The organism is Sphingobium chungangianum, from assembly GCF_977014255.1.
On sequence record NZ_CDRNIV010000002.1, the window covers coordinates 170,711 to 186,185 of the forward strand.

The window sequence follows — 15,475 nt, forward strand, 5'->3', positions numbered from 1 at the left end:
AAGTCAGTGAACGCTTTCAATGCAGATTATCTGTTCGTCTTCATATTGGCGGCCTTTTTGGGTTTTCAGCTGATCAAGAAGGTATCGCCGCTTTTGCACTCGCCGTTGATGTCGCTGACCAATGCGATTGCGGCGGTGGTGATTGTGGGGGCGATCACGATTACAGGTGAGGCGGGGGCGACGCCTCTGGCGAAGACGCTGGGCTTCATCGCGGTGTTCTGCGCGACGGTGAATCTGGTCAGCGGGTTCATGATCACCGATCGCATGCTCAAGATGTTCAAGCCGCGGGGGAAGTAACAGATGGACGCCTTTGTACCCTTCGCGGCGATTGTCGCGTCTGCCCTGTTCATCCTGTCGCTGATGTGGATGAGCCATCCTTCGACCGCCCGTCGTGGCGTGCGCGCGGGCGAGATCGGCATGATCATCGCCATCATCGGCGCGCTCGTCCAGCATGAGGTCGTTGATTACAACCTGATCATCATCGCGATGATCGCGGGCGCGGCGGCGGGCATCCCGATGGCGCTGCTGATGCCGATGACGGCGATCCCGCAGCGAACCGCCATCTCCCACGCCTTTGGCGCGCTGGCCGTCGGCCTGATCGGTGCCGCTGAATATTACAAGCACGCCCATGCGGAATATGCGGGCGGCTTCATCCTGTGGGCGCTGATGTTCGAGATGCTGCTGGGTTTCCTGACCTGCACGGCCTCGATCATCGCCTTTGCCAAGCTGCAGGAACTGATGGGCAGCCGCCCGGTGTCCTTCCCCGGCCAGCGCATCGTCAATGGCGCGGTGGCGCTGGCGACGGTGGCGATCGGCGTGACGCTGGCGCTTGACCCGACGCAGACCTGGCTGTTCCCGCTGTTCGCGGGCCTAGCGCTGCTGTTCGGCATATTGCTGGTGATCCCGATCGGCGGCGCGGACATGCCGACCGTGATCGCGCTCTTGAACAGCTATGCGGGTCTTGCAGCATCCGCCATGGGCTTTGCGCTGGGCAACAAGCTGCTGATCGTCGCGGGTGCGCTCGATGGCGCATCGGGCTTCATCCTGGCGCTGGTGATGTGCAAGGCGATGAACCGCAGCTTTGCCAACGTCATGTTCGGCGGCTTTGGCAAGGTGGTCGCGGGCGTCGCTGGCGGCAAGGATGACCGGGTGGTGCGCTCGGCTTCGGCTGAAGAAGCGGCGATGCAGCTGGAAAATGCCAGCAGCGTTGTCATCATCCCCGGCTATGGCATGGCGGTCGCGCAGGCGCAGCACAAGGTTAGCGAGCTGTATCAGGCGCTCACCAAGAAGGGCGTAGACGTCAAGTTCGCGATCCATCCGGTGGCAGGCCGCATGCCCGGCCACATGAACGTGCTGCTTGCCGAAGCCAACGTTCCTTACGAACAGCTGGTCGATCTCGACGACATCAACCCCGAACTGCCGCAGGCGGACGTGGCGGTGATCATCGGCGCGAACGACACCGTGAACCCGTCGGCGCGCGACGATCCGCAGAGCGCGATCGCGGGCATGCCGATCATCGAAGCGGACCGCGCCAAGTCGGTGTTCGTGATCAAACGCTCGATGAACGCGGGCTTCGCCGGGATCGACAATCCGATCTACTATAACAGCAACACCCAGATGCTGTTCGGCGACGCCAAGGACATGGTCGGCTCCATCGCCAAGGAACTGAGCGGGGGCGGCTCAGGCCTCCACTGATCGCCATTCACTTTCCCTCAACTACCCCACGACCAAAGTGCCAACAATGACACTTTACCCTCGGGCAAAGTGTCATTCGCGACAAAAGCGACCAATTCCCAACACAAGGGATTCACATTGGCCTCCACCTGTGCTTGATTCATCCCCGTTATGTTTCACGGTTCGATCAAGCCTCCTTCTTCCTCCAGTGGCGATCTTTCTGCGCTGCTGGACCGGCTTGCCCATGTCAGCACGCGGCCACGTTACGCCTTCATGCTGCTGACCCTGATTGCCGAGGCGGCGCGCCCGGACGGCAGCGCAGGACCGTTAGTGGCGAAAGAGGGCGGCTTGCGGCCCCTGCGCGACTGGCTGTGCGATGCATTGACCCCCATGGGCGGCCGCGATCCCCGCCGCATGGCGCTGACCGCGCGCGTGCGAGCCGAACTTGCCGTACAGGGGCGTCTTCCCGCCGATCCCGACGCCGCCAGCCTCGCGGTCGAAGAGGAGGTGAAGCTGCGGGTCCGCGCTTCGGGCAAGACCAACCTTAGCCGCGCCGTATCGGAAATGGTCGCGGCGGGCTTGCTGCGCCGTCATTATCAGGGCTACCGCGTCGATCACCATAATCGCGGCGCACAGCGGCAGGCCGTCTACACGCTGACAGGCCTCGCTCGCATTCTGATAGCGTCCGCCGCCATGCCGCCCGTGCAGCCGCCGCTTTCCCCGCCAATATCCGCGCCAGTGCGCCCGCGGCAGGGAGAACTTGGTCTCTGACCGCCCCGACCGCACCACCGATGGAACAGGCCCACGGCGTCCGTCGATACTCTGCTTAGAGCATCGTGCCTTAAATCAAAATCTTCCTCTGTTACCGTTCGCCCTGAGCTTGTCGAAGGGCTTTCCTTCTTTTTAGAAAGGTAAGGGCTTCGACAAGCTCAGCCCGAACGGGGTTGAGTGATCCAGATAAAAGGCGCGACGCTCTAATTCCCCGCGTTCGACGCTTCTTTGTCAGGCCCCAATGACACGCATGTGCTGACGCGGGCAATGCTCCATCGCCACCGGGCGAAAGACAAAACTTGCTTGCCTGGCTTAAGACGAACCGGTCCAGGTTGACCACCACATGTGGACCCTTTCGCCTCCAACATCGTTTCCCATCCGTTCATATTAACCTTTGCAGGCAAAATCGATGCTTCTGGAGGTCGGTGAAATGGGACAGGCATTCCCAATGAAGTACTTGCCGCTATCCATGACAATTAAAAGCGGCTTGCGGTCCATTGATGCGCCCCGGTTCAAAAAGCCGTTCGCGATGGCGCGGTTGATCGGCAAACGCGCTGTCATCAACCCGGTCGTCCAGCCATGACCGTCATCACCCGCCTGTCCGCTCCGGCGCGCCCCGCCATCCGCAGGCTTTCCGCGCTTGCCCCTCTCGATCAGGATGCGGAGGCGGCGCTGGCCGATGCCGCCCTGCGCAGCCGCATATTAAAGCCCGCGCGCGAACTGATCGCGGAGGGCGCGCCTATTTCGAACCCGCTGCTGATCCTCAATGGCTGGGCCGCTCGAACGCGCTTCCTGCCCGATGGACGGCGGCAGATCATGAGCATAATCCTGCCCGGCGACCTCATCGGCAATTGCCATCATGACCGCCCCTTGTCGGTATCGACCGTCGTCGCCCTCAGCCAGCTGACGGTCTGCGCCGCGCCGTCCATCGGCTCCCCGGCGCTTCAGCAGGCCTATCGAATAAGCCACGCCCTGGACGAAGCCTATCTGCTTGCCCAGATCACGCGCCTCGGCCGCCTCAGCGCGGAGGAACGGATCGCGGATCTCATGCTGGAATTGCGCGACCGTCTGGCGCTGTGCGGTCTGGTGAGCGAGGGCAGCTTTGCATGGCCGCTGACGCAGAACGCCCTTGCCGATGCCCTCGGCCTGACGTCCGTTCACGTCAACCGCACCCTGCAACAGATGCGGCGGCGTGGCGATGTCATCCTGCGTTCGGGACGTTTGCAACTGACCGATGCGGCCGAACTCGCCAAGCGGGTGGGCCATGTACCGGTACGCGTAACCGCTGCGGACGACTGACCATCGACTGACGAAGAACGGGCCATTGCGCCAACCGCAACGGCCCGTCCATTATCTCGGAAAAGAAAGGAGCGTCAGCTCTTGGCTTCTGCTCCGGCCGTTGCCGCCTTTGCGCGAGGCTTGCGTGCTGCCTTGGCCGCCTTCGGCTGCGCGCCGTCAGCCGCCTTTGCCGAAGCGGCGGCGGGCTTTGCGGCGGGCTTCGCCGCTGCCTTGGCGGGCTTTGCAACCTTCGCCGCCTTGCCCGCGGGCGCCTTGGCGCTTGCAGCGGCACCGGGTGCTTTCGGCGCGGCCTTGGCGCCTGCATCTGCCTGCTGGGGTGCGGCTGCCTTCACGCCGTTCGCTGTCGCGGGTTTGCGTCCCAGGCCAAGGCGCGTGGCAACGGCGCGGCGCGCTTCGGAATAGCTGGGCGCAACCAGCGGATAGGATTTGGGCAGATTGTAGCGCTGGCGATATTCGTCCGGCGAAAGGCCATTCGTCGCCAAATGGCGCTTCAGCGTCTTGTACGGCTTGCCGTCGATCATGCTCAGGATGTGGTCGGGTGACGACAGGCTTTTGCGAACGGAAACGGCCGGTGTGTAAGTCGCTGCCTGCGCATCGGCAAACTCCGCCGCCGGATCTTCAGTCAAGGCGATCCGGGTTGTCCGGATAAGCTCGGCGAGCCCCTCGCTCGTAACCGAATTGTTGGAGACAAACGCACTCAAAAGCTGAACTGTGAGCGTCGTGATGTCGGGCTGCGAATTTTCAGACATTGGCACGCTTCTCCGCACTGAATAACTGTGGCGACCTTCTGCGCGCTTTCAACTCAAATGTAAATCACCTTCACTTCTTTAGTGTGGCGATATCTGTCCCTATGATGGACGCTTCTGATGTTCCGCTGCTGTGGCGCCCTTACTAGAGGGCTGATCTTGTCCCATCTCATTATCGACATGATGGGTGAAGATGTTGATTGAACGCGGCTCTACCCACAATTTGGGCCGTAACCATCTTATATATTGTCGCCAGGGGAGGACCGCGGAATACGCATCCAAAATACGCCGCCATCGCCGAAAGTAACCGGCCGTCGCGCTGCGGGCCAAAAAAAGGGCCGGTCCAAAAAGGACCGGCCTAATGAGTTTTAGGAGAGGATGCCTGAAAGGCAGGGCGGCATTTGCCGCCGCGACCCTCTCCTGACAATTGTTTAGATCGGCATGTCGATTGCACGTCATGCAATCGTAACATTCGCGGCGCCCCGTTCCTTGCCGGAAGGGGCGCCCGGCCTGTTAGCCGTTCAGTTGATCCTTGACCGCCTTTGCGGGCGTGAAGGTCAGCTTCTTCGATGCTGCGATCTGGATGGTTGCGCCGGTCGACGGATTGCGGCCTTCACGTGCCGGCTGATCCTTGACCTTGAACTTCCCAAAGCCGCTCAGCGAAACTTCGTCACCCTTGGCAGCGGCGCCAGCGATAGCGGCAAACACGCCGTCCACATATTTGCGGGCGTCGGCCTTGGTCAGGCCATGCTCGGCTGCAACTGCTTCGGCGAGTTCGGTATTGTTCATCGATCGTCTCCCTTTCGTGGACGACGGGTCTTAACCTGTCTCATCGCCCGCAACTAGGGGTGTTTTTGCCCATTAACCGATATTTTCGTGCCGGATTCGAGATATTTTGGGGGTTGGCGAGGTCCATGCGCCTGCTCGTGGCGCGCGAATCTCTCTCCGCGCGCCTTCATGCCTGACCATTGGGCGCAGACTCGAGTCCCCTATCGGCAGTCTCAATCGGCACGTTTCCGCCGCCGGAGCCGTCCGCCCAGCGCCATGTCCTTCATTACGACACGCGCGGCATTATGCCCCGGCGCGCCCGTCACTCCGCCGCCCGGATGGGCGCCCGCGCCGCACATATAGAGCCCCTCGGCAGGTCCGCGATAACCGGCATGGCCCAGCACCGGCCGTGCCGCCCACAATTGGTCCAGCGTCATCGCGCCATGCATGATGTCGCCACCCACCATCCCGAACTTCCGTTCAAGGTCCAGCGGCGACAATATGTCCCGCGCGATCACGGACGCCGCAAAGCCGGGCGCATAAGCGTCCACCGTCGCGATCACGTCGTCCGCCGCTTGCCCCCGCGCCTCGTCCCAGTTTCGGCCATCGGGTAGCTGCGGCGCGAACTGTTGGCAGAACAGGCTCGCCACATGGCATCCCGGCGGCGCCAGGCTGTCGTCGATGATCGACGGGATCAGCATTTCGACGATCGGCGCGGATGACCAGCCCCGTGCCTTCGCATCGATAAAGGCGCGGTCCATATAGTCCATGTCCGGCGCGATGATGATCCCGGCCTGCAAATGCTCGCCCGGTCCCGGCAGGCAGGAAAAGTCGGGCAGCGCCGACAACGCGACATTCATGCGGAAACTGCCCGACGCCGTCCTGAACCCCCGGATGCGCTTGCGGAAATCGGGCGGCAGATCGGCCGGGTCCATCATCCGTTCGTACAATAGCTTTGGGCCGACATTGGCGATCACCGCCGACGCCATGACTTCTTCCCCGCTTTCCAGCCTGACGCCGACGGCCCGCCCGCCGTCCACCAGCACTCGCTCGACCGGCGCTTCCACGCTGATCTCCACGCCCATCGCGCGGACGACCTTCGCCATGATCTGCGTGATCGCGCCCATGCCGCCGACGCAATGGCCCCATGCGCCCTTCTTGCCGTTCACCTGTCCCATGACATGGTGCAGCAGGACATAGGCGCTGCCCGGCGTATCGGGCGATGCATAATTGCCGACCACCGCGTCAAAGGCGAAGGCCGCCTTCACCGCCTCGCTCTCAAACCAGCCGTCCAGAAAGGCGCGCGCCGATTTCAGGAACAGGTCCAGCATGTCGCGCTGCTCGTCCAGCGACAATGCGCCGGCGCGCCGCCCCTGCGACAATGCCGCCGTCAGCATGGACAGTCCGTCGCCCGAGTTGGGCGGAGCCTTCAGCATCATGTCGCGCAGCAGGTCCGCTATTACCTCCAGCGCGTCCTGATAATGGGGCAGGGCGGCCGCATCCTTCGCGCTGAACTTTGCGAACTCCGCCTGCGTCTTTTCGATGCCGCCGCCCACTTTCAGATAGCGTCCGTCCGGCTGCGGCAGGAAATTGGCGATCGGCCGCTCGATCACGCGATAGCCATGGTCGGCTAGTGCCATGTCCGCGATGACCTTGGGATGCAGCAGGCTTACGGTGTAGCTGGCGACCGAATTGCGGAAACCGGGATGAAACTCCTCCGTCACCGCCGCGCCGCCTACGACGTGCCGCCGCTCCAATATGCGGACCCGGTAACCCGCGCGCGCCAGATAGAATGCGCACACCAGCCCATTATGCCCGCCCCCGATAATGACCGCGTCATACTTATACATATGTACAACAACTCACGGGCCTTCGGAAAATCCCGTTCTATTCGCCATTTCCTTCACGACTTCCATAACGCCGCGCCAGTCCCGCACAAACCATCAACTGAATCTGGTGAAACAACATCAACGGCAACAATATCGGTCCCGCCGCACTTGCTGGAAACAAAATTCCGGCAATCGGCACCCCCGTCGCCAAACTCTTCTTCGACCCACAAAATTGCAGAACGACCGCATCTTCCCGCGACAATCCCAGCAAGCGCCCCAGACCCCATGTGAACAGCAGCACCACCACCAAAATCGCAATCGACAACAGCGCCAGCAACAACAGTTCTTCCCGCGACACCTTATGCCACAGTCCCTCGACCACTGCGGCACTGAACGCCGAATAGACGATCAGCAGGATCGAACCCCGATCCACTCGCCCCAGCATCGCCTTGTGCCGCGACACAAAGCCGCCAATCCACGGCCGCGCCATATGGCCCAGCAGGAAAGGCAGCAGCAACTGCAATACAATCCCCTCCACCGCCGACAGGGAAATCAGACCGCCGGTCCCCCCGACGCTCTTCTGCATCAGCAGCGCCACCAGCAACGGCGTCAGAACGATCCCCAGCAAGTTGGAAAAGGACGCACTCACCACCGCCGCCGCGACATTGCCTCGCGCTATCGCCGTGAAGGCGATCGACGATTGCACCGTCGATGGCAGCAGCGTCAGGAACAGCAGCCCCGCTCGCATCTGTCCGGGGATCGCCTCCACCTCCTGCGTCGCCAGCCCGATCAGCGGAAACAGCGCGAATGTCGTTCCCAGCGTCGCCAGATGCAGCTTAAACGCCATCGCCCCGCCCCAAATCGCCTCGCGCGATAGCTTCGCCCCATGCAGGAAGAACAGCAGCACGATGCCAGCGTCCGCAAGGATGCCAACGATATGCGCACCCTCGCCCCGCGCGGGAAGGACGGAGGCCAGCGCTACCATGGCGATCAGCAGCAGCAGGAAGGGGTCGGCGATTTCCCGTAGACGGCTCATGCCAGGGCTGTAGGCAGTCTAACGGAAAAAGGATAGACGCCCGGCCGATCGACACATTAGTGGGGGCTTAGGAAACGGAGGCGGTCATGACCAACGGGATCGAAATCATCGAACAGGGCGGCGTCCTGGAAATCCACATCGATCGCCCCGATAAGAAGAACGCGCTTACCGCAGCCATGTACGACAGCATGACCGCAGCCCTTGCCGACGCGTCAGCGCGGAGCGACATCGGCGCTGTCCTGATCGCAGGAAAGGGTGACGCCTTCTGCGCAGGCAATGACCTTAAGGACTTTACTCAAGGACCGCAGGGTGGCGCTGCTGCATTCGCATTCATCCGCGCCATTGCGAGCTTCGACAAGCCGCTGATCGCTGCCGTCCAGGGCCTGGCCGTGGGCGTGGGCACGACGATGCTGTTCCATTGCGACCTTGTCTATGCGGCGCCCGACGCGCGATTCATCATGCCCTTCGTCAATCTGGGCATTGTGCCGGAAGCTGGCTCAAGCCTGCTCGCGCCCGCAACGCTGGGCCATGCAAAAGCGGCAGCGATGTTGTTGCTGGGGGAGCCAATGGACGCCGAAACCGCTGACCGCTCAGGTCTGGTGACCGCAATCATACCCACCGAGGAACTGCTTGGTCACGCTCGAGCGAAGGCGGCCACCCTCATGAAGAAGCCGCCCAAGGCACTGGCGGCCACCCGGCGGCTGCTAAAGGGCGATCCCGCCGCGCTGCTCGACAGGATCGAAGAGGAGGCGCGGCTTTTTGAACAGATGCTGGAATCCGAAGAGGCTCAGGAAGCCTTCGCTGCCTTCTTCGAAAAGCGCGCCCCTATATTCCGTCGCGATTGAACTTGGCGTGAGCCCCCGGCTGCCTGATAGCCATAAGTCTATTTAAATCGAAACCCTTGCTGGAAAACTCCAGGACGTTCAGCAATATTCTGTCCCTGTGCCGCACAAGACAAGTGTTCAGCGTGAAACGAGACCAAGGCAGATGAGCGACAAGGCCGTAACCACAGCTGAAACCGCGACTTCAGGGGCGGGCCGCTTCGCCCTTTTGGAGCCATTGCGCCAGCGGACCTACCGCACAATCTGGATCGCCAGCCTTTTTTCGAACTTCGGGCAACTTATACAAGGCGTCGGTGCGGCTTGGCTTATGACGCGGCTGAGTTCGTCGCCGCAGATGGTGGCGCTGGTCCAAACGGCCCTCATGCTGCCGTTGATGCTCGTCGCGTTGCCCGCTGGGGCGATCGCGGACATGTTCGACCGGCGCAAGGTGGCGCTGGCTGGCCTTGTCTTCGCATCACTGATGGCGATCTGCCTCACGCTGCTTGCCGGTGCGGAACTGCTCTCTCCCTGGACATTGCTGCTCTTCTGCTTCCTGATCGGCACGGGGGTCGCCTTATATGGGCCTGCCTGGCAAGCCTCGATCGGTGAGCAGGTAAGCGGCGAGCATCTGCCTGCCGCGATCGCCCTCGGCACGATCAGCTACAATGTGGCGCGCAGCTTCGGCCCCGCGATCGGCGGCATCATCGTTGCCTCGCTGGGCGCAATGGCGGCCTTTGCAGCCAACGCTTTCTTCTATCTGCCGCTGATCCTTGCCTTCCTGATGTGGCAGCGGGAACATAAGCCTTCGCGCTTGCCCCCGGAAAGGATCGATCGGGCGATCGTCTCGGGCGTGCGCTATGCGGTGCATTCGCCCCCAATCCGGGTCGTGCTTATCCGCACACATGTCGTGGGTCTGGCGGGGGCATCAGTGTCCGCACTCACACCTTTGATCGCAAAGGACCTGCTGCACGGGTCGGCAAGCACCTATGGCTTGTTATTGGGCGCCTATGGCGTGGGCGCGGTGCTGGGCGCCACCGGGCTTGATCTGGTGCGTCGGCGTCTGCGGCCGGAGCAGGCTGCGGGATTGTTGTCGATATTACTGGGCGCAATGATCATCCTCGCCGGGATCAGCAGCTACACCGTTCTGACTTGCGGGGCACTGCTGGTCGCGGGCTTTGCCTGGATGATCCTGGTCGCACAGTTCAACGTCGCTGTGCAAATGTCAGCACCGCGTTGGGTCACGGCGCGCGCGCTTGCCTGCTATGGCTCGGCGTTGACGGGTGGGCTCGCTCTGGGTGCGTGGCTGTGGGGCTCGATCGCCACCGCTCTAGGAACAGGTGAAGCGATGATGATGTCGGGGGCAGCGATGGTGTTCAGCACCATTCTCGGTCTCGTCTTTCCGTTGGCGCGATCGCTCCCCGATGGATTGGAACAAAGCATTCTCAGTCATCAGCCGCAGGTTGGCCTTGCACTGACCTCGCGCAGTGGTCCCATAGTCGTGGAAATCGATTATCGGGTAGATACTGACAAGGCGCGCGACTTCTATGCCGCGATGCAGAAGGTGCGCAGCGCCCGCCTCCGAAGTGGTGCCTTTGGCTGGTCCGTGGCACGTGACATCGCAGATCCCGAACTCTGGACCGAACATTATCATTGTCCGACCTGGGGAGATTATCTGCACCAGCGCGATCGTATGACGATGAGCGACCGCCAGATCGAGGACGCCGCTAATGTCTTCCACATGGGGAGCGGCGAGGGGCGGGTACGGCGGCGCCTCGAACGGCCGACCGGATCGGTGCGGTGGCGGGCGGACACGCCTGACCGCCGAGACGAGGCGATCGATATAATTTATCCATAGATCAACCAGTTCGTGCAAAAATGTAGGGAAACGTTGTCAATATAAACAGGCGCGCTAGAATCGCGTTGAAATCGAATTTGGAGAGCGGAATGCCGAGGCAGGCGAAACGGACGGTAGGGCGTCCCCGAAGGCTGACGCTGGAAATGATTGTCGATGCCGCCTGCGAGGTCGGCATCGCCAAGCTGGAGATGAGTTCTGGTTGCCGAAAGGCTGAATACCGGTGTCGCCACGCTATATGGCTATGTGCGGGGGCGGGAACATCTGCTGCAACTCGTGGCACAGCGTCTAGTAGGGCAAGCGTTGATCAAGGATGAAGGACAGAGTTGGCAGGATATATTGCGCGAACATGCGACAGTTACCTATCGTCTCTTCCGGTCCCTGCCTCACCTCATCACCAATCTGATTGGAAAAGAACCCGAACAGCATTCGTTCGACTATTCGCAGAGGGTACTCACGATGCTGGAGGCGAGGGGGCTTCCTCCTGCTGTGGCCCTGAACGTTTATATCGAGATAAATCAGGTTGTGATCGGTGCTGCGATCAGCATGATGCGGAGGGAGGTGCTGATCCAACTCCCTGAGTACGAGACTGAAAATTGGGGACCGCTACCGGAAATCCTTGGCGATTATTGCACAACACTGGAGCGGATCATCTCTGGCTATGAGGTGGAACTGAGGTTGGGTGAAGACGAAGCGTCGCCTCAAAATGCCTGAAAAGTCGGCTCGCGCTCTTGCCGCTGATTAAATTTTCGTAGTGCGGCAATGGAAGAAATATCTCTCTCCCATCTGGGAGGTTTGATGATTCGCGCCTTCTGTCATCTGGGTCTGCGAAAGGCTGGACAAGACGATGACAGATACAAAAACGCTCACCCACCTGGCGCGCCTGGAAGCGGAGAGCATACATATTCTGAGAGAGGTTGTGGCCGAGGCTGAAAAGCCAGTCATGTTATACAGCGTGGGCAAGGACAGCGCGGTGATGCTGCATCTGGCCCGCAAGGCATTCTATCCCTCGCCGCCGCCATTTCCCCTGCTGCACGTCGATACGACGTGGAAGTTCCAGGAAATGTACAAGCTGCGCGATCGCATGGCCAAGGAAAGCGGCATGGAGCTGCTGGTCTATCACAATCCGGAAGCGCAGGAGCGCGGGATCAACCCGTTCGACCACGGCGCGCTGCACACCGACATGTGGAAAACCGAAGGTCTGAAGCAGGCGCTCGACCTTTATGGCTTCGACGCAGCCTTTGGCGGCGCACGCCGTGACGAGGAAAAGAGCCGCGCCAAGGAGCGCATCTTCTCCTTCCGTACCGCCTCGCATGGCTGGGACCCGAAGAACCAGCGGCCGGAACTGTGGAACCTCTACAACGCCAAGAAGAACAAGGGTGAGAGCATCCGCGTCTTCCCGATCAGCAACTGGACCGAGCTGGACATCTGGCAGTATATCCACCTCAACAATGTGCCGATCGTGCCGCTCTATTTCGCCGAGCAGCGCCCGACCGTTGAGCGCGACGGCATGCTGCTGATGGTCGATGACGAACGCTTCCCGCTGAAGGAAGGCGAGACGCCGGTGATGCGATCGATCCGTTTCCGCACGCTGGGCTGCTACCCGCTGACCGGCGCAGTGGAGAGCGAGGCCAAGACGCTGCCCGAGGTCATCCAGGAAACGCTGCTGACCACCACGTCCGAACGCCAGGGCCGCGCTATCGACAAGGATGCAGGCGGCGCGGGCATGGAGAAGAAGAAACAGGAAGGGTATTTCTGACGCGCCACGGGATGCGCAAGCGTTCCGAAGCGTCAGCCCCAGCGCAGGCTGGGATCTCGGGCCTCCTGGTAGACCATTTGAGGCTCGGCCCTTCCCCCAGATCAACGAGATCCCAGCTTGCGCTGGGATGACGGGACAGATGACATGACCGACACTCTCGACGAACCCATTTACAAGACCGACGCCCTCATCTCAGAGGACATCGACGAATATCTGAAGGTGCATGAGCACAAGACGATGCTGCGCTTCATCACCTGCGGGTCGGTGGACGATGGGAAGTCCACCCTGATTGGCCGCCTGCTTTATGACAGCAAGATGATCTTCGAGGATCAGCTGGCGGCACTGGAGGCGGACTCCAAGAAGGTCGGCACGCAGGGCCAGGAAATCGACTTCGCGCTGCTGGTCGATGGCCTCGCCGCCGAGCGCGAGCAGGGCATCACGATCGACGTGGCTTATCGCTTCTTCGGGACCGAAAAGCGCAAGTTCATTGTCGCCGATACCCCCGGCCACGAACAATATACGCGCAACATGGTGACCGGCGCATCGACCGCCGATCTCGCCGTCATCCTGATCGACGCGCGCAAGGGCGTGCTCACGCAGACGAAGCGCCACAGCTATCTGGCGCATCTGATCGGCATCAAGAATATCGTGCTGGCGGTGAACAAGATGGACTTGGTCGATTATGACCAGGCGGTCTATGACGGTATCGTCAAGGATTATACTGAATTCGCGCGCTCGATCGGCATTCAGCATTTCGTGCCGATGCCGATTTCCGGCTTCAAGGGCGACAATATTACTGGCCCTTCGGAGAACACGCCCTGGTACAAGGGTCCGGCGCTGATCGAGCATCTGGAAACCGTCGAAGTCAACAGCGCGACCGACGCGGAAAAGCCGTTCCGCATGCCCGTGCAATGGGTCAACCGCCCGAACCTCGACTTCCGCGGCTTTTCCGGCCTGATTGCCACCGGCACCGTGAAGCCGGGCGATGCGATCCGCGTGCTGCCTTCGGGCAAGACCAGCACGGTGACGCGTATTGTGACGCTGGACGGCGATCTGGATCAGGCTGTCGCGGGGCAGTCGGTGACGATCTGCTTCGCTGACGAGATCGACTGCTCGCGCGGCGACGTCATCGCGCTGGCCGACAATCCTCCGCAGGCTGCCGACCAGTTCGAAGCCACCATCGTGTGGATGGCTGACGAGGAAATGCTGCCGGGCCGTCCTTATTGGCTGAAGATCGGGACGCAGACCGTCACCGCGACGGTGCAGCACCCGAAATATCAGGTGAACGTTAACACGATGGAGCATCTGGCGGCCAAGACGCTGGACCTCAACGCCATCGGTGTCGCTAATCTGTCCACCGATAAGCAGATCGTGTTCGAGTCCTATGAGCAGAACCGGACGCTGGGCGGCTTCATCCTGATCGACAAGATCACGAACGCCACCGTGGCGGCGGGCATGCTGCACTTCTCGCTGCGGCGGGCGCAGAATGTCCACTGGCAGGCGACCGACGTTACCCGTGAGTTCCATGCGGGCCTCAAGAACCAGAAGCCTGCCGTGCTGTGGTTCACCGGGCTTTCTGGCGCGGGCAAGTCGACCATCGCCAATCTGGTGGAAAAGAGACTGGCGCGGATGAACCGGCACACTTTCCTGCTGGATGGCGACAATGTACGCCACGGCCTGAACAAGGATCTGGGCTTCACCGATGCCGACCGCGTAGAGAATATCCGCCGCGTGGGCGAGGTTGCCAAGCTGATGACCGACGCGGGCCTGATCGTCATTACCGCCTTCATCTCGCCCTTCCGGTCGGAGCGCGAAATGGTGCGGCAGATGATGCAGCCGGGCGAGTTCATCGAGGTGCACATCGATACGCCGCTTGCTGAAGCAGAGGCACGGGACGTCAAGGGCCTCTACAAGAAGGCGCGTGCCGGGGATCTCAAGAACTTCACCGGCATAGACAGCCCCTATGAGCCTCCAGAGGACCCGGAAATCCGCATCGACACTACGGCCATGACCGCCGAGGAAGCGGCCGACGCCATCGTCGCCAGGCTGATCCCATGAGCGGCGGCATGAGTGACGCCGACCTTGCGGCGCATCTTGCCGAAACCGCTGGGCGCATCCTGCTTGAGGTGCGCGCCAGCGGCATGTTCAGCGCCAAGGCGCTGGGCAAGGCGGGCGATCAAACGGCCAACCAGTTCCTTGTTCACGCCCTGCGTGAACAACGGGGCGAGGACGGGTTGTTGTCAGAGGAAGAGAAGGACAATGCCGAGCGGCTGAGCCAAAGCCGCGTCTGGATCGTTGATCCTGTCGATGGCACCCGCGAATATGGCGAGGAGCGATCCGATTGGGCGGTCCATGTCGGGCTGGCGATCGATGGGCGGCCAGAGATCGGCGCTGTAGCGCTGCCGGGCCTTGACCTGACCGGAACAGGGAAGGGTACAATAGTTCGTTCGGATCAGCCGCAGCCGATCCCGCCTGCACCCGAGAAGCTACGCATGGTGGTCAGCCGCACTCGCCCGGCCGCCGAAGCTGTCGCGGTTGCGGAAAAGCTGGGCGCCGAACTTGTTCCGATGGGCTCGGCCGGCGCCAAGGCGATGGCGGTGATATTGGGACAGGCAGACATTTACCTGCATTCCGGCGGCCAATATGAATGGGACAGCATGGCACCCGTCGCCGTGGCGAAGGCGCATGGCCTGCACTGCTCGCGGATTGATGGCAGCCCGCTGATCTACAATCAGGCAAATGTGTATCTGCCTGACCTGCTCATTTGCCGAAAGGAACATGCTCAGCAGTTACTGGCCCTTATCAGCGAAGTGCAGGTCAGCGCCTGATAATCAAAGCTGAGGACTACCAATGTGAGGATCGAGCCATGCCGCACAGAACGCGGCGTGGCTCGAAGCTCATTTCGTCAAAGCGAACGGCA

The 15,475-nt window shown here is 61.4% G+C and carries 15 protein-coding genes; 11 read left to right on the forward strand and 4 right to left on the reverse strand.

All coding sequences use genetic code 11. The annotated features are described in order from the left end of the window. Nucleotides 1–6: 6 nt before the first annotated feature. The 5 genes from ACWNC0_RS00980 to ACWNC0_RS01000 all read left to right on the forward strand — a co-directional run bounded on the left by ACWNC0_RS00980 (nt 7) and on the right by ACWNC0_RS01000 (nt 3,744). Nucleotides 7–297, forward strand: a complete 291-nt coding sequence (locus ACWNC0_RS00980) for an NAD(P) transhydrogenase subunit alpha (RefSeq protein WP_196227069.1) — start codon at nt 7–9, stop codon at nt 295–297. A gap of 3 nt (nt 298–300) precedes the next feature. Further along, nucleotides 301–1,695, forward strand: coding sequence for an NAD(P)(+) transhydrogenase (Re/Si-specific) subunit beta (locus ACWNC0_RS00985; RefSeq protein ID WP_449468958.1), 1,395 nt, complete (start codon nt 301–303; stop codon nt 1,693–1,695). A gap of 150 nt (nt 1,696–1,845) precedes the next feature. Beyond that, nucleotides 1,846–2,445 (forward strand): hypothetical protein, encoded by a 600-nt coding sequence (locus tag ACWNC0_RS00990; RefSeq protein WP_449468959.1) that lies wholly within the window; start codon nt 1,846–1,848, stop codon nt 2,443–2,445. 409 nt (nt 2,446–2,854) lie between these two features. Further along, the gene (locus tag ACWNC0_RS00995; protein ID WP_449468961.1) at nt 2,855–3,028 is read left to right on the forward strand and encodes a hypothetical protein; all 174 of its coding nucleotides are present in this window, start codon (nt 2,855–2,857) and stop codon (nt 3,026–3,028) included. Then, nucleotides 3,025–3,744 carry a Crp/Fnr family transcriptional regulator gene (locus ACWNC0_RS01000; RefSeq protein ID WP_449468962.1) on the forward strand — a complete coding sequence of 240 codons (720 nt, stop codon included), beginning with the start codon at nt 3,025–3,027 and terminating at the stop codon, nt 3,742–3,744. Before ACWNC0_RS00995 ends, ACWNC0_RS01000 begins: the two co-directional genes overlap by 4 nt. A 74-nt stretch (nt 3,745–3,818) precedes the next feature. On the opposite strand, the gene ACWNC0_RS01005 is transcribed toward ACWNC0_RS01000, so the two are convergent. From ACWNC0_RS01005 to ACWNC0_RS01020, 4 genes are all read right to left on the reverse strand, one after another. Next, on the reverse strand, nt 3,819–4,493 hold the full coding sequence (locus tag ACWNC0_RS01005) for a MucR family transcriptional regulator (RefSeq protein ID WP_449468963.1): 675 nt from the start codon (nt 4,491–4,493) through the stop codon (nt 3,819–3,821). Nucleotides 4,494–5,003: 510 nt separating this feature from the next. Continuing rightward, on the reverse strand, nt 5,004–5,279 hold the full coding sequence (locus ACWNC0_RS01010) for an HU family DNA-binding protein (protein ID WP_097093579.1): 276 nt from the start codon (nt 5,277–5,279) through the stop codon (nt 5,004–5,006). Nucleotides 5,280–5,491: 212 nt separating this feature from the next. After that, nucleotides 5,492–7,108 carry a phytoene desaturase family protein gene (locus ACWNC0_RS01015; RefSeq protein WP_449468965.1) on the reverse strand — a complete coding sequence of 539 codons (1,617 nt, stop codon included), beginning with the start codon at nt 7,106–7,108 and terminating at the stop codon, nt 5,492–5,494. Between the two features lie 37 nt (nt 7,109–7,145). Continuing rightward, nucleotides 7,146–8,123: a bile acid:sodium symporter family protein gene (locus ACWNC0_RS01020; RefSeq protein WP_449468967.1), complete on the reverse strand. Its 978-nt coding sequence runs from the start codon at nt 8,121–8,123 to the stop codon at nt 7,146–7,148. A gap of 86 nt (nt 8,124–8,209) precedes the next feature. Here ACWNC0_RS01020 and ACWNC0_RS01025 point away from each other — a divergent pair, with 86 nt between their 5' ends. The 6 genes from ACWNC0_RS01025 to ACWNC0_RS01050 all read left to right on the forward strand — a co-directional run bounded on the left by ACWNC0_RS01025 (nt 8,210) and on the right by ACWNC0_RS01050 (nt 15,383). Next, nucleotides 8,210–8,968, forward strand: coding sequence for an enoyl-CoA hydratase (locus ACWNC0_RS01025; protein WP_449468969.1), 759 nt, complete (start codon nt 8,210–8,212; stop codon nt 8,966–8,968). Between the two features lie 142 nt (nt 8,969–9,110). Beyond that, entirely contained in the window at nt 9,111–10,799 is a 1,689-nt protein-coding gene (locus ACWNC0_RS01030) for an MFS transporter (RefSeq protein WP_449468971.1), read from the forward strand. Between the two features lie 300 nt (nt 10,800–11,099). Then, a complete protein-coding gene (locus ACWNC0_RS01035; protein ID WP_449468973.1) occupies nt 11,100–11,510 on the forward strand; it encodes a TetR/AcrR family transcriptional regulator C-terminal domain-containing protein in 411 nt (136 codons plus the stop codon). Nucleotides 11,511–11,643: 133 nt separating this feature from the next. Further along, nucleotides 11,644–12,555, forward strand: a complete 912-nt coding sequence (cysD, locus tag ACWNC0_RS01040; RefSeq protein WP_449468974.1) for a sulfate adenylyltransferase subunit CysD — start codon at nt 11,644–11,646, stop codon at nt 12,553–12,555. Nucleotides 12,556–12,699: 144 nt separating this feature from the next. Beyond that, nucleotides 12,700–14,613 (forward strand): sulfate adenylyltransferase subunit CysN, encoded by a 1,914-nt coding sequence (gene cysN / locus ACWNC0_RS01045; RefSeq protein ID WP_449468976.1) that lies wholly within the window; start codon nt 12,700–12,702, stop codon nt 14,611–14,613. Nucleotides 14,614–14,621: 8 nt separating this feature from the next. After that, nucleotides 14,622–15,383 (forward strand): 3'(2'),5'-bisphosphate nucleotidase CysQ, encoded by a 762-nt coding sequence (locus tag ACWNC0_RS01050; RefSeq protein ID WP_449468977.1) that lies wholly within the window; start codon nt 14,622–14,624, stop codon nt 15,381–15,383. Nucleotides 15,384–15,475: the final 92 nt, after the last annotated feature.

Excerpts from the sequence above, each read along its gene's own strand:
- ACWNC0_RS01000 (WP_449468962.1), top strand. The coding sequence starts at position 3,025 with ATGACCGTCATCACCCGCCTGTCCGCTCCGGCGCGCCCCGCCATCCGC.
- ACWNC0_RS01005 (WP_449468963.1), bottom strand. The coding sequence starts at position 4,493 with ATGTCTGAAAATTCGCAGCCCGACATCACGACGCTCACAGTTCAGCTT.
- ACWNC0_RS00995 (WP_449468961.1), top strand. The coding sequence starts at position 2,855 with ATGCTTCTGGAGGTCGGTGAAATGGGACAGGCATTCCCAATGAAGTAC.
- ACWNC0_RS01015 (WP_449468965.1), bottom strand. The coding sequence starts at position 7,108 with ATGTATAAGTATGACGCGGTCATTATCGGGGGCGGGCATAATGGGCTG.
- cysD (WP_449468974.1), top strand. The coding sequence starts at position 11,644 with ATGACAGATACAAAAACGCTCACCCACCTGGCGCGCCTGGAAGCGGAG.
- ACWNC0_RS00990 (WP_449468959.1), top strand. The coding sequence starts at position 1,846 with ATGTTTCACGGTTCGATCAAGCCTCCTTCTTCCTCCAGTGGCGATCTT.
- ACWNC0_RS01030 (WP_449468971.1), top strand. The coding sequence starts at position 9,111 with ATGAGCGACAAGGCCGTAACCACAGCTGAAACCGCGACTTCAGGGGCG.
- ACWNC0_RS01050 (WP_449468977.1), top strand. The coding sequence starts at position 14,622 with ATGAGTGACGCCGACCTTGCGGCGCATCTTGCCGAAACCGCTGGGCGC.
- cysN (WP_449468976.1), top strand. The coding sequence starts at position 12,700 with ATGACCGACACTCTCGACGAACCCATTTACAAGACCGACGCCCTCATC.
- ACWNC0_RS01010 (WP_097093579.1), bottom strand. The coding sequence starts at position 5,279 with ATGAACAATACCGAACTCGCCGAAGCAGTTGCAGCCGAGCATGGCCTG.
- ACWNC0_RS01020 (WP_449468967.1), bottom strand. The coding sequence starts at position 8,123 with ATGAGCCGTCTACGGGAAATCGCCGACCCCTTCCTGCTGCTGCTGATC.
- ACWNC0_RS01025 (WP_449468969.1), top strand. The coding sequence starts at position 8,210 with ATGACCAACGGGATCGAAATCATCGAACAGGGCGGCGTCCTGGAAATC.
- ACWNC0_RS00985 (WP_449468958.1), top strand. The coding sequence starts at position 301 with ATGGACGCCTTTGTACCCTTCGCGGCGATTGTCGCGTCTGCCCTGTTC.